Below are 12988 nucleotides of genomic sequence, written 5' to 3'. Positions count from 1 at the left end.
TGATCTCAAATATGGATCGACAATTCATATGTAAACGCGGTATTCATATGGCGTCAAGCAAACTTGCGCGGATGTCGGGTATCGGGCAACCATATTTTATGGTGCCTCCGCCGGGCACTCATAGAAAACACATCGAGGCCAGATGACCGACGACGACAGCGAAAGATATCGCGCTCCCGCCCTCGACAAGGGTCTCGACATTCTCGAGCTTCTGGCCCGCACCGATGGCGGGCTGACGCAGATCGAGATCGCCAAGTCTATCGGTAAAAGCCCGAACGAGCTTTACCGCATGCTGGACCGGCTGGTGCGCCGCGGCTACGTGCAGCGGCTTGACGGCGACCGGTTTTCGCTGACGCTGAAGATGTTCGGGCTGGCGCATTTCCATGCACCGATACGCCGGCTGGTCTCTTTTGCCGCACCTGTCATGCGCGATTTTTCGGCCAGCGCTGAGCAGGCCTGTCATCTGGCCGTTTATGACCGCGGCAGCGTCGTCGTCATCGCCCAGCAGGAATCCGCCACCTATTGGGCCATGTCCATGCGGGTCGGCGCGCAGATGAGCCTGTTCCACACCGGCTCCGGCCATGTGCTTCTGGCCTTCCAGACCGAGGCGCAGCGCGACATCATGATAACCGAACAGGTGCGCGGCAGCGGCGAAACCGTGCCGCTGGAGCTTGCCGGGCGGCTGGCGGAGGTGCGCAAAAACGGTTTCGAATCCATGGACAGCCTTCAGACCGCCGGCGTGCGCAATATTTCCGCGCCGGTACTGACGCTCGATGGCACGGCGCTCGCCGTCATCACCTGCCCCTATATCACACCGCTTGGCGGCAAGGCGCCGACACGCGAGGCCTGCGAAACACTGATCCGCGAGGCGGCAAAGCGGATTTCCGAAGTGGCGACCGGAAACGGAAATTCCTGAAACGCACAAAAAAACGCGACCGGCAGGGACCCGATCGCGTTTTGAGTGACTGGAGATTATATCTCTTAAACGTCGGGGGAACGTGGATGGTTCCCCTTTTTTGTATCAGGCCGCAGCCAGCGTCAGCTCCTTGCGGACCATCTCGCGCAGCGTCACCAGATCCTTGGCGAACAAACGGATGCCTTCCGAAAGCTTCTCGGTTGCCATCGCGTCTTCGTTCATGGCCCAGCGGAATGCCTTCTCGTCGAGCGACTGCAGCGGTTCAGCCTTGACATTGTCAGCCGAAAGCTTGCGCTCCAGCTTGCCGGTATCCTTGTCCAGCTCTTCCAGCAGCGCCGGGCTGATCGTCAGGCGGTCGCAACCGGCCAGCGCTTCGATTTCGCCGACATTGCGGAAGGACGCGCCCATGACGACGGTGCCGATGCCATTGGCCTTGTAGTAGTTGTAAATGCTGCGCACCGATACGACGCCCGGATCGGTCTCGGCGGTGTAGTTCTCGCCGGTCGACTTCTTGTACCAGTCAAGGATACGGCCAACGAAGGGCGAGATGAGGAAGACCTTGGCTTCGGCGCAGGCAATCGCCTGGGCCTGCGAGAACAGGAGCGTCAGATTGCAGTCGATGCCTTCGGACTGCAGCACTTCGGCAGCCTTGATGCCTTCCCAGGTGGAGGCAAGCTTGATGAGGATGCGTTCACGCTCGATGCCGCGCTCCTTGTAGGCCGCGATGATGTGGCGCGCCTTGGCAATCGAAGCTTCCGTATCGAAGGAAAGGTCGGCATCAACTTCGGTCGAAACGCGGCCCGGAACGAGGCCGGCAAGCGCCGCGCCCACGGAAATGGCGAGGCGATCGGCAACGGCGGCAACAACGGCGTCGGACTGGCCACCCTGCTTCTTGCCCCATACGACGGCTTCCTTCACCGCATCCGCAAAGGCCGGCGTGCCGAGTGCTTTCAGAACGATGGTGGGATTGGTGGTGCAATCCACCGGCTTCAGGCGCGCAACCGCCTCGATATCGCCGGTGTCGGCAACAACCGTGGTGATGGCGCGAAGTTGTTCGAGTTTGGACGTCATATCGAATGATCCTTCATGATCTCTTGAAAACTTGCTCAGCCGTCTTTTCGTTCCCGCACCATGGGTGCGCCCAAGGCCGAAATCGCGGTTTGTCCGGCTCCGACTATCGCAAGCGGCACGGCCCAAAGTCAAGACATTTGCGCATCGCAATTGACATAAGTTTCACGCCTGCGATACTCCGCCAACATAAAGAATGGCGGAAACCGTGGCGAAACTGAGAAGAGAAACCCATACGGCCTATTCGGAAGCGGCTTCGCTGAGGCTGCGCGCCGCATGGCTTTATTATAACCAGGGCATGACGCAGAAAGACGTCGCCGAGAAGCTCGGCATCAGCCGCTCCACCGTCATCCGCCTTCTCGATGAGGCGATGAAGCGTTCCGAGGTGCAGATCTGGATCAACGAGGGCATCGAGGATTTCGTTGAACTGGCCGGCCGGCTGGAGGCGGCTTACGGGCTGGATGAAGCCGTCATCATTCCCTCCCCGGATAAAGCAAGCGTCGAGGGCACGGCTAAGGCCGTGGGTCTGGCGCTAGGGCAATTCCTCTCCGAAGCGGTGCCGAACGGCGCCACCATCGGCGTTGGCTGGGGCCGCACCATGACCGCTTCGCTTTCCAGCTTCCGCCCGCCGCGCCGGGAAAACTGCAAGGTCGTCTCGCTGCTCGGCGGTATCGTCGCCGTGCATCAGACCAACCCGCTCGATTACACCTGGCGGCTGGCAAGCGCGCTCGGGGCGGAATGTTACATGTTCCTCGCGCCGCTTTTGGTGGATTCCGTCGAGACCAAACGGGCGCTGATCGAAAAATGCGGACTGGCGACGCTTTACGATCTGGCCGAAACGCTTGATCTCGCCATCGTCTCCTGCGGCGATATCGGCCCGCATTCAACCTCGCTGTCGGAGGGTTTCATTTCCAAGGCGACGCTGCAGGAACTCATCGATGCCGGCTGCGTCTGCGACACGATGTTCAATTTCATCGATGCCGAAGGCCGCTCCGTCGATCACCCGATCAACCAGCGCGCCATGGCCATCGATCTCGATACGCTGCGCAAGGCCAAACACATCGTTCTCGCCTCCGGCGGCGCCCACCGCGCCATCGCCATCCGCGCCACGATCAAGCGCATCGGGTGCAATACGCTGATAACGGACGAGGCGGCGGCAAGGGCGTTGATGGAACTGGTTTAGATTTTCTCGGGCCATTCCCGGGCGGCGTGCTGAACGAACAGGACCTCGATCTGCCTGTCCGTCACGCGATAAGCCACGATGTAGGGCAGACCGGAAATAACCAGCTCCCTCGTCCCTTCGATTTCACCGTGACGACCGAGATAAGGATTGGCGGACAGAAGGCGTGCCGTTGTCTGGTGAATTGCCCGAACGACCTTTGCCGCCGCACGCGGATTACGCCCCGCAATGTAGTCGCCGATACCGCCAAGTTCTTTAAGATAACGCGGTGTCCAGACCAACCGCACGCGTTTCAGGCCTTGGCGTATTTGTTCAAAACAGCGTCAATCTCTTCTTCGGAAACGAACTCTCCGGCTTCTGCCTCAGCCAGCCCAGCCCTGACACCGCTTGTCCACTTCTCCTGCCATGCCAAGGAACGGCCATGCGACAGCGCATCTTCTATGATGCGACTGGGGCTCAAATTCGAGCGCTCGGCTAGAAGGTCTATCCGGCGCTTCAGATCATCGGGAAGTTCGATCGTGCTCTTCATGGGCAAAGAATAGCCGATCCTCAACGGATCGGCAAAGACAATCAAAACCCCGTCACACCTTTCCGGTTTCCCAGCCGAGCATCGCCCGCTTGCGGGTCAGGCCCCAATGATAACCGGTCAGCGCCCCGCTTTTACCGACCGCGCGGTGGCACGGAACGACGAAGGAGACGGGGTTGGCGCCGACTGCTGCACCCACGGCGCGGGAAGCCGTGGGCTGGCCGATATCGCAGGCGATATGCGAATAGGTGACGGCGCGGCCCATCGGGATTTTCAGGAGGCTTTCCCAGACCCGCACCTGAAAATCCGTGCCGAGCAGCACGACGCGCAGCGGCCTGTCCGCCGACCACATGGACGGATCGAAGATACGCGCGGCATAAGGCGCGGTCGCTTCGCGATCCTCGACATAGTCAGCATTCGGCCAGCGGCCGGCCATATCTTCGAAACAGGATCTTTCCTCGCCCGGATCGGCAAAGGCGCAGCCGGCAAGGCCACGATCAGTCACCATGACCAGCGCAAGGCCGAAGGGCGAGGCGTGAAACCCGTAACGGATCGTCAGCCCGCCGCCCTTGGCTTTCCATTCGCCGGGTGACATGGCTTCATGGGTGACGAACAGATCGTGCAGGCGTCCCGGCCCCGACATGCCGACCTCGATCGAGGTTTCCAGCAGCGGCAGATCCTCTTCGCGCAACAGCCGCTTGGCATGATCGAGCGTCACGGCCTGCAAAAAGGCCTTGGGCGACAGACCGGCCCAGCGGGTGAAGGTTTTCTGCAATTGCGTCGGCGACTGGCCGAGCTCTGCGGCGATGGCTTCAAGGGAGGGCTGCTCGCGATAATCCAGCGTCAAAAGCTCGATAACCCCGCGCACCGTGTCGTAGTCGGATCCGATGGGGGTAATGTCTTCGTTCAGCGTAATATTGGCGTTCATCGCAAATCTCCTAACGGGTAAGAGAAAACCATTAAAGCGACTTCGTCTCCACCCGTTTCTTGCGCGGTATCACGATACGCAAGGAATGTTCGTTTCACATCCGCCGCCGCACAGTCGCCAGCGCACCGCCGAAAGCCTTGGCGAAGCTTTCACGGTCATCGGGATTGAGAAACGACCCGATATCGGTCGCCCGGCCTTCGCCCGTCACATGCATGGAGACGATGCCGATCTCGTCATGCCGCCTGACCCTGAAGCGCGCCCAGAAGGGGTTGAAGCGATGCTCCACCATACGCCCGGCCGGAGAAAATTTGCGGATCGACAGGCTGGTGTGCGAAACGCTGACCTCTTCCCGCGTCTTCGCGGCCCGGTAATTAGCGCGGAAGGCGACATAAAGCAGCAGAAAATCCAGCCCGAAGAAGAGGCCGACGGGCCATGCCCCGGTGGCGAGGAAAAAGCCGCCATAGACAAGGCAGGCCAGACCGGAGACAAGCAGGAGCAGCCGGAAACCCCTTCTGCCAAGCGAACGGTGCGGAACGAGTTCCGCCGCGAAAATCGGCTGGTCGTTGAGCGTATCCACGTTGCTTTCCTTTGGGCGGGCTGGCTATAGATAGACCATGACAATCGCCAAAAAACGATCCAGCACCCAAACATTGAAAAAGTCAAATCCGGCATCCGCCCGCAAGCCGGCGCGGGTGAAAACAGCCTATTCGAAGGATGAGCTGACCGAAATCTTTCGCCGCTTTTCCATTCAGCGGCCGGAGCCGAAAGGCGAGCTGGAACATACCAATCCCTTCACCCTGCTGGTGGCCGTGGCGCTTTCCGCACAGGCGACCGATGTGGGCGTGAACCGCGCCACGCGCGCGCTGTTCAAGGTGGCCGATACGCCGGAAAAAATGCTGGCGCTCGGCGAGGAACAGCTGATCGGCTATATCAAGACCATCGGACTTTACCGCAACAAGGCCAAAAACCTCATTGCCCTGTCGCAGATCCTGATCGACAATTTCGGCGGCGAGGTGCCGAAAACCCGCGAGGAACTGGTGACCCTGCCTGGTGTCGGCCGCAAGACGGCCAATGTGGTGATGTCCATGGCCTTCGGCGTGCCCACCCTTGCAGTGGATACCCACGTCTTCCGCATTGCCAACCGGCTCTGTCTTGCGCCGGGCAAAACCCCTGACGAGGTTGAAGACCGGCTGATCCGCATCATTCCCGAACAATATCTGTTCCGCGCCCATCACTGGCTGATCCTGCACGGGCGTTATTGCTGCAAGGCGCGCAAGCCGGAATGCGAGCGCTGCGTGATTGCCGATATCTGCAAGTCGCCGGAAAAGACCTTCGATATTCCGGCGCCGCTGGTGGAACTACCCGCGCAGCTGTTCGGTGCGGCCGGCGGCGAGTGAGGGATCGCGCCGGCTGACGGCCTTGTGCAGATGCACCATCATCGAGGCGGCAAAAAGCGGCGTCAACAGATTGAGGAACGGCACCGCCAGAAAGGCCGCGATCACCAGCCCGGCCATGAAGACGGTGGCGCGGTGTTTTGAGCGGAACTGCCTAGCTTCCAGGGGTGTTCGGAAACGCATCGCCGCAAATTCGAAGAATTCCCGGCCGAGCAGATAACCGTTCACCAGGAAAAACGCGATGAGGTTGACGCCCGGCACCAGAAGCAGCAACAGCGCGACGAGGTTGCCGGCAATGACGACACCAAAAAACTTGATGGACGACAGCACGGCCTCGCCGATCGGCATCGCCTCGCCGGGCGGATCGTTCGGATAGCTCTTTTTTTCAACCACTTCGGCGACATCATCGAGAAACAGGCCGGCAATGACGGCGGTGACCGGCGAGATGAGCAGCGCAAGCGCCAGTGCAAGGCCTATTCCGGCGAAAATGGCGAAAACGAAGCTCAGCCAGCCCGCCCAGTCAGGCACGCCGGGTATCAGCGTATCCACCCACGGCAGGGCGAAATAAATGAAGATCGAGCGAATAGCGAACCAGAGCGCCGCCAGCACGAGAAGCGTGAGCCCCAGAACCTTCCAGAACACTGACCGGGTTTCGGCGGCAAAGAGATTGTGAAAGGCAAGCCTCGCCGCATCAAAAATCATTCGGAACTCCTCGAGCCTTTAGCATTGAAACACTCTTATCAGGCGAGAGATAAGCGCTGCCCGCCCGCTCTGCAAGACGGACGGAAAGGCGCCAGATGTCTGGATTTAAACCGCAGATGGAATTTCTCTTGAATAAAAGGTATCTCTAAAATATAATAATCTATCTATTATAATTCGCATACCGGTCCGGTGGAGGACAAGGCCGGAGAAGCTATCCCCCACCGTCAAATTGCGGTTCGCACGCTCGTTTGCGCGCGCGCATGCATCATCGTTCAATAAAGATAAAAGAATGAGGCGTTGGTGGAAAAGCTGCTGTTGAACCTTACGCGCGCCATGAAGGCAGGGACGCCTTCCGAGCGCAAGATCGCTAAATATCTGATCGAACATCTGGACGAATTACCGTTCGAGACGGCGCAGACGCTGGCTGTCAAGCTCAGCCTCAGCCCGATGACGGTCGGACGTTTCCTGCGTTCGCTGGGATACCGGCAATTCAGCGACATCCGCGCCGATCTGCGCCATGCCGAAGAAACCGCCGGTGCGGACCAGCCAGCAACGGCAGAAGGCGGCGAACGCCAGTCCAACCCGTTTTCGCAGCTTCTGTCCCAGCAGATCCAGGCCATCCAGACCGCCTTCGACATGACGACCCAGTCGATCTGGCGGCTTGCCATGAACGAGATCGCCACGGCGGGCGATGTCTTTCTGGCAACTTCTCCGGAAGGCCTCGACGCCGGGCGTCATTTTTACGGGCGGCTTCTGGAGAGCCGGGGCCACATCCATTATCTCGGCAGCGACAGCGCGGCCTATGTCGCCCTGTGGGATTTCGACCCCGCTCACACCCTGCTCGTCATCATGGATTGCGGCGGCAGCCTGTCGCCGCTGCAGCGCCTGTCGGCAATGGCGCGCAAGGGCGGCTACAGGACATTGCTGATCACCACACGCTTTTATGAATGGGGCCCCGAAAGCACCGATCTCTGTCTTGCCATGCCGCAGGCGCAGAATGGCGGCCAGGGCCTGCTTCAACTGGTTTCCCTGCTGGAATTCACCCTCTGTGCGCTTGGCGCCAGCGCTGATGATAACGGCAGGGCAAGGGCAAAGAACCTAACCGCCCTGAAACGCTCGCTGCGTGGTTGATTGCGGCTAGCAGCAGCGGCGGCATATGGATCGAGCGGTTGCCGCTCGTTTCTTCTCCCCGCCGGGGAGAAGTCCGCGGCAGCGGGATGAGGGGGCTAGAGTGCGTTCATCGCTCGCGTTCCCCCTCATCCGGCCCTTCGGGCCACCTTCTCCCCGGCGGGGAGAAGAAACGCGCGGCACCCACTCGGCCTTGTATTTTCCTTCAGAAAATCAAAGGCTCTCCAGTTCCTGCCGATGCCGATACATGGCGAGGAAACGACGATAATCCCGCTCATAACGGGGGGCGAGCGCCCGGTTGCCTGATACTTCCGCATTGCCCGGATACATGGCGGCCCCGGCGGCCGCAAGGCTCGCATGCACCCCGCCAGCCGTCGCCGCCGTCATTGCCGTTCCGAGAAGCACCGCGTCGGCGGTTGCGGGAACCACGATGCGCTTGCCCGTCACATCGGCATAAAGCTCCATCAGCAGCGGGTTCTTCACATGTCCGCCGGTGACATGCAGGCTTTCCACCGCATAACCGAAACGCTCCATCGCATCGAGCACATGGCGGGCGCCAAGCGCAATGGCCACGGCGGTGCGCCAGTAAAGACGGCAGAGACTGTCGAAAGACGTATCCAAAGTCAGCCCGCTGATGACACCGACGGCATGTGGATCGGCAAGCGGCGAACGGTTGCCGTGGAAATCCGGCAGCACGTGCAGCCGCTCGGCGAAGGCCTCGCCCTCAAGCGCGCGCAACTCCGTTACCCGCGCAACGATGCGGGCATGCAGCGCCGTATCCGGCTCACCGCCTGCCGCATGCATGCGCACGATATGGTCGAGCAGCGCACCGGTGGCCGATTGCCCGCCTTCCACCAGCCAGTGCCCGGGCAGGATCGCCTGCCAATAGGGCCCCCAGAGGCTGTGGCCGGGCATCTGCCGCTCCGACATGGCGACAAGGCAGCTCGAAGTCCCGGCGATCAGGGCCACATGCCGGCCGACATCTGCAGACAGGCAGCCGCCAAGCGCGCCAAGCGCGCCGGCATAGGCGTCGATCATGCCCGCCGCCACCTCACAGCCGGTATCGAGACCGAGCTCGGCGGCAGCTTCGGGCGAAAGCGGGCCGATGCCTTCCCCCGGCATCACGGTGGTTTCGGGAAGGCCTGCCCGCTCCTTCAGGTCGGCAAGGCCCGCCAGTTCCAGATAATCCGCCTGCCAGCCGGGATTTTCCTGTGCCAGGAAATTCCACTTCGCCGTCTGCGTGCAATTTGAACGCTGCGCTGAGCCGGTCGCCTTCCATGTCAGGAAATCCGCCAGATCGAAGGCGAAGGACATGCGCGACCAGCTGGCCGGCATATGCTGTTTCAGCCACATCAGCTTCGGTATCTGCATTTCCGGCGAGACGCTGTTGCCGGCGAAATCCAGCACCCGGTGGCCGGATGCCGTCAGCCGGTCGGCCTCACCTATCGCCCGGTGATCGAGCCAGACGATGGTGTCGAACCGGTCTTCACCGGCAACGGAAACCGAAACGGGCTCACCCCGCCCATCACGGATAACGAGCGAGCAGGTGGCGTCAAAACCGATGGCGGCGATGCTTTGCGGCGAAACACCTGCCTCGGCAAGCGCTGCCTTCACCACGATGCAGACGGCGTTCCATATATCGGTGGAATCGTGTTCGGCGTGGTTTTCCTGCGGCCTTTGCATCAGGATGGGATGGGTGGAGCGGGCAAGCAGCCGGCCGGCCGGATCGAAAATGCCGGCCCGGGCGCTGGCGGTGCCGACATCGACAGCGACGAGATTTTGACGCATCAAGACTGCAATTCCATCCCTTGCGCAACGACCTCCGGACGGCAGCAGGCAGAGTCCCGCTCAGCCTGCATCGCGTTCCGCCCGCCTGTCAAAACCGCCCTTCCCCACATAATTGCCGACAAGTTGGACCAAATCCGGCATCGCGTCAAACACGGCATCCGCCCCAAGCCCGGCGATCTTTTCGCGGAATGCGGGAAAGCGGGCATGCGAACCGCCGGTAAAGGCAAAAACGCCCATGCCGGCGGCCTTTGCGGCAGCAATGCCCGCCGGGCTGTCCTCGATCACGATGCAGTGACGCGGATCAGCGCCCATTTCGCGTGCCGCATGCAGGAAAAGATCAGGCGCCGGCTTGCCGTTCTTCACCATGGTGGCGCTGAAGACATGCGGTTCGAATTTGTCGATCAGGCCGGTCAGTCCCAGCGAATAACGGATGCGCTCCGGCTGGCTTGAGGAAGCGACGCAACGCCGAAGCGGCAACAGCCTGTCCAGTGTTTCGCCAATACCATCAATCGGCCGAAGCTCAGTGCGGAAACGTTCGAACAGCGTCGCGCGCATATGATCAAGAAAATCGATGTCCGTCTCGACGCCATAATCCTCAAACAGCGTCGCCGTCATGCTGGCGACGCTGCGGCCGAGAAAGCGCTCATAGGCCTCCTCCTCTCCCATCGTCACGCCGAGATGGGAGAGCATATCGAGAAGGACGGAGATGGAGACCGGCTCGCTGTCGACGAGAACGCCGTCGCAATCGAAAATCAAAAGGGGCGCGGTCTCGTCTTCCATCTCGTGGTCACTTTTCAGCCAGCTTGTCATCCAGATAAAGCTGCAAGGTCTTCGCCGTGCCTTCGCGCCACAACGTCTTCAATGCATGGGCAAAGCGTTTACGGAAAAGCTCCGATTCGGCAACCTCCCCGAAAATATCGTCAAGCGCGAGGAAGGCCATCGGATCATCCTTGGCCTTGATCGCCGCCGCCTGCAGACGCTCGGCGCTGGCATCGTTGAAGGTGATTTGCTTGCCGCTGTCGGTGGTGCCGTAGAAATAACGGCACCAGAGCGCCGAAACCAGCGAAAGGCCTATGATATCCTCGCTGCGCGCCAGACGGTCGGCGGTGGACGGCAGGATGAATTTCGGCTGGCGGTTGGAACCGTCCTGCGCCAGACGCGGAATGGTGTCGCCGATCTTCGGGTTGAGGAAACGCCGCTCGATCAGGCCGAAATAGTCCGCGAGATTTGTATCGGGAACCGGCGGAATGACCGGGATGATCTCTTCCTTTTCGAGCTTTGCCAGAAACGCCCGGATCAGCGGATGTTCCATCGCCTCATGCACGAAATGAATATCGAGCAGAGCGGCAGGATAGGCAATTGCCGCGTGGCCGCCGTTGAGGATGCGGATTTTCATATGCTCGTAGGGCGCGACGTCCTTGACGAACTGCACGCCCGCCTTTTCGAGCGCCGGGCGACCAGCGGGGAAATTATCCTCCATCACCCATTGCTTGAATTCCTCGCAGAAGACCGGCCAGTTGTCGTCGATGCCGAAATCGTCACGGGCAATATTGCGTTCGCGCTCGCCGGTGGCGGGCGTGATGCGGTCGACCATGGAATTGGGGAAAGCGACGTTTTCGCCGATCCAGTTGGCGAAAGCCGGATCGGAGAGAGCCGCGAGCCCGACCACCGCGTTTTTGGTGACCTTGCCATTATGGGGAATGTTGTCGCAGGACATGACGGTAAAGGGTTGAAGCCCCCTGTCGCGCCGCGCCTTCAGCCCGGCGACGATGAAGCCGAACACGGTTTTCGGCGTCGCCGGGTTGTGCCCGTCTTCGGCAATTGCCGGGTGCTGCGGATTGAAGGAACCGGAAGCGTCGATGAAATAACCGCCTTCGGTAATCGTCATCGAAACGATGCGGATTTTCGGATCGGCGAGCGTATCGATGATGCGCTGCGTATCGCCAACTTGCAGAATGTCGATCATCGGCCCGGTAACACGCGCACCGGTGCGGTTATTGTCCTGCTCCACAACAGTGGTCAGGAAATCCTGCGCGGCAAGTTTCTCACGCATCACCGCATCGGAGGGCAAAACACCCGCACCGATGATGGCGAAGTCATGGTCCGCACCCGTGTTGAAGAGGTCATCCAGATAAACCGCCTGATGCGCGCGGTGGAAATTGCCAACGCCGAAATGCACGATGCCGGCTGAAAGATCGGTCCGGGAATAGGCCGGAACCGCCGCCGTTTTTCTGGCTTCGTCAAGCGTTGCGAGGGAGAGTTTGCATGTCATGTCACGATCCTCGAAGGGGAAACGTTGTTCGTGCCAAGGCCGGGCGGCAAGCGCCCGATACTCAGCTCATCCAGTTGCCGCCATCGACATTATAGGTCTGGGCGACGATGTATTCGGCCTCATCGGAGGCAAGGAAGATCGCCATGCCGGTCAGGTCTTCGGCACGGCCCATGCGGCCGAAGGGCACGGCCTCTCCGACCAGCCGCTTCTTTTCACCGGCCGGGCGGTTTTCATATTTCGCAAACAGCGCATCCACGCCGTCCCAGTGCTCGCCATCGACCACGCCGGGCGCGATCGCATTGACGTTGATGCCGTGCTTGATGAGATCGAGCCCGGCCGATTGGGTGAGGCTGATGACGGCGGCCTTGGTGGCGCAATAGATCGCCACCAGTCCCTCGCCGCGCCGGCCCGCCTGGCTTGCCATATTGATGATCTTGCCGCCTTTTCCCCGAGTAATCATTGTTTTTGCGGCGGCCTGCATCATGAACAGCGTGCCGGACACGTTGATCGAAAACAGTCTTTCGTAGCTCTCGCGTTTGATCTCGACAATCGGTGCCAGATCGAACAGCGCGGCATTGTTGATGAGGATATCGAGGCCACCGGTCTGGCCCTCCACCGTGCGGATGGCGGTGTCGATGGAATGCTGCTTGGTCACGTCGAGTTCGACGGCATAGGCGTTCTCGCCGATCTCACGGGCCGTCTTGCTGGCGCGATCGAAGTCGATATCGGCAATGGCGACCCGCGCCCCCTCACGTATATAGGCTTCGGCAAAGGCGCGGCCGATGCCGCGCGCCGAGCCGGTGATCAGCGCGGATTTGCCTTCCAGTCTTCCCGTCATATGGCGATACCCTTGTCATCGAACCTGTGGATCTTGCTGTCATCGGGTGTGATGAAGACGGTATCGCCATGCCTGCATTCGAACTCACCATCGGTTCTGGCGGTGATCGGACCGATGCCCTGGACATCGAGGTGCAGGAAGGTATCCGACCCGAGATGTTCGGCAACCGTGACCTTACCCTGCCACAGGCCGGTTTCTTTCGACAGCACCAGATGCTCCGGCCGCACGCCGGCGGTAGTCGCTCCCTT

General features: G+C 60.6%; 15 protein-coding genes. 4 read left to right on the top strand and 11 right to left on the bottom strand.

Going from position 1 to position 12988, the window contains the following annotated elements; all coding sequences use genetic code 11:
• Positions 1–142 precede the first annotated feature (142 nt).
• Positions 143–916 (top strand): IclR family transcriptional regulator, encoded by a 774-nt coding sequence (locus AC5I5B_RS21595; RefSeq protein WP_174055135.1) that lies wholly within the window; start codon positions 143–145, stop codon positions 914–916.
• A 105-nt stretch (positions 917–1021) separates the two neighbouring features.
• Here the strand turns inward: AC5I5B_RS21595 and tal are convergent, their stop codons facing one another.
• Positions 1022–1987, bottom strand: coding sequence for a transaldolase (gene tal, locus AC5I5B_RS21590; protein WP_174055134.1), 966 nt, complete (start codon positions 1985–1987; stop codon positions 1022–1024).
• Between the two features lie 205 nt (positions 1988–2192).
• Here tal and AC5I5B_RS21585 point away from each other — a divergent pair, with 205 nt between their 5' ends.
• On the top strand, positions 2193–3167 hold the full coding sequence (locus AC5I5B_RS21585; protein ID WP_003505414.1) for a sugar-binding transcriptional regulator: 975 nt from the start codon (positions 2193–2195) through the stop codon (positions 3165–3167).
• Here AC5I5B_RS21585 and AC5I5B_RS21580 read toward each other — a convergent pair.
• The 4 genes from AC5I5B_RS21580 to AC5I5B_RS21565 form a co-directional block, all read right to left on the bottom strand.
• Positions 3164–3451: a type II toxin-antitoxin system RelE/ParE family toxin gene (locus AC5I5B_RS21580; RefSeq protein ID WP_035212868.1), complete on the bottom strand. Its 288-nt coding sequence runs from the start codon at positions 3449–3451 to the stop codon at positions 3164–3166. The two genes, AC5I5B_RS21585 and AC5I5B_RS21580, sit on opposite strands and share 4 nt — an antisense overlap.
• Before the next feature lie 5 nt (positions 3452–3456).
• Positions 3457–3693 (bottom strand): CopG family ribbon-helix-helix protein, encoded by a 237-nt coding sequence (locus AC5I5B_RS21575; RefSeq protein ID WP_035212907.1) that lies wholly within the window; start codon positions 3691–3693, stop codon positions 3457–3459.
• Positions 3694–3745: 52 nt separating this feature from the next.
• Positions 3746–4618 (bottom strand): methylated-DNA--[protein]-cysteine S-methyltransferase, encoded by an 873-nt coding sequence (locus AC5I5B_RS21570; protein ID WP_111793158.1) that lies wholly within the window; start codon positions 4616–4618, stop codon positions 3746–3748.
• 94 nt (positions 4619–4712) lie between these two features.
• Complete coding sequence (locus tag AC5I5B_RS21565) at positions 4713–5195, bottom strand: DUF2244 domain-containing protein (protein WP_174055133.1); 483 nt, start codon at positions 5193–5195, stop codon at positions 4713–4715.
• Positions 5196–5232: 37 nt separating this feature from the next.
• Here AC5I5B_RS21565 and nth point away from each other — a divergent pair, with 37 nt between their 5' ends.
• Complete coding sequence (gene nth, locus AC5I5B_RS21560) at positions 5233–6015, top strand: endonuclease III (RefSeq protein WP_174055132.1); 783 nt, start codon at positions 5233–5235, stop codon at positions 6013–6015.
• Here nth and AC5I5B_RS21555 read toward each other — a convergent pair.
• Positions 5977–6714 carry a sulfate transporter family protein gene (locus AC5I5B_RS21555; protein WP_111791378.1) on the bottom strand — a complete coding sequence of 246 codons (738 nt, stop codon included), beginning with the start codon at positions 6712–6714 and terminating at the stop codon, positions 5977–5979. The two genes, nth and AC5I5B_RS21555, sit on opposite strands and share 39 nt — an antisense overlap.
• A gap of 297 nt (positions 6715–7011) precedes the next feature.
• Between AC5I5B_RS21555 and AC5I5B_RS21550 the strand changes: the two genes are divergently transcribed.
• Positions 7012–7845 carry a MurR/RpiR family transcriptional regulator gene (locus AC5I5B_RS21550; protein ID WP_003505407.1) on the top strand — a complete coding sequence of 278 codons (834 nt, stop codon included), beginning with the start codon at positions 7012–7014 and terminating at the stop codon, positions 7843–7845.
• Positions 7846–8055: 210 nt separating this feature from the next.
• Here AC5I5B_RS21550 and AC5I5B_RS21545 read toward each other — a convergent pair whose 3' ends face one another.
• The 5 genes from AC5I5B_RS21545 to AC5I5B_RS21525 form a co-directional block, all read right to left on the bottom strand.
• On the bottom strand, positions 8056–9630 hold the full coding sequence (locus AC5I5B_RS21545; RefSeq protein ID WP_174055131.1) for an FGGY-family carbohydrate kinase: 1575 nt from the start codon (positions 9628–9630) through the stop codon (positions 8056–8058).
• Positions 9631–9690: 60 nt separating this feature from the next.
• Complete coding sequence (locus AC5I5B_RS21540; protein WP_003510472.1) at positions 9691–10410, bottom strand: HAD family hydrolase; 720 nt, start codon at positions 10408–10410, stop codon at positions 9691–9693.
• 7 nt (positions 10411–10417) lie between these two features.
• Complete coding sequence (locus AC5I5B_RS21535) at positions 10418–11902, bottom strand: mannitol dehydrogenase family protein (RefSeq protein WP_107676908.1); 1485 nt, start codon at positions 11900–11902, stop codon at positions 10418–10420.
• Between the two features lie 61 nt (positions 11903–11963).
• Complete coding sequence (locus AC5I5B_RS21530; protein WP_495752837.1) at positions 11964–12740, bottom strand: L-iditol 2-dehydrogenase; 777 nt, start codon at positions 12738–12740, stop codon at positions 11964–11966.
• A partial coding sequence (locus AC5I5B_RS21525) for a TOBE domain-containing protein (RefSeq protein WP_495752836.1) occupies positions 12737–12988 on the bottom strand: 252 nt, incomplete at its 5' end. The genes AC5I5B_RS21530 and AC5I5B_RS21525, both read right to left, overlap by 4 nt.

The organism is Agrobacterium sp. (assembly GCF_059499945.1).
The sequence above is the reverse complement of the archived record's forward strand: the minus strand, read 5'-3'. Positions and strand labels throughout refer to the sequence as shown.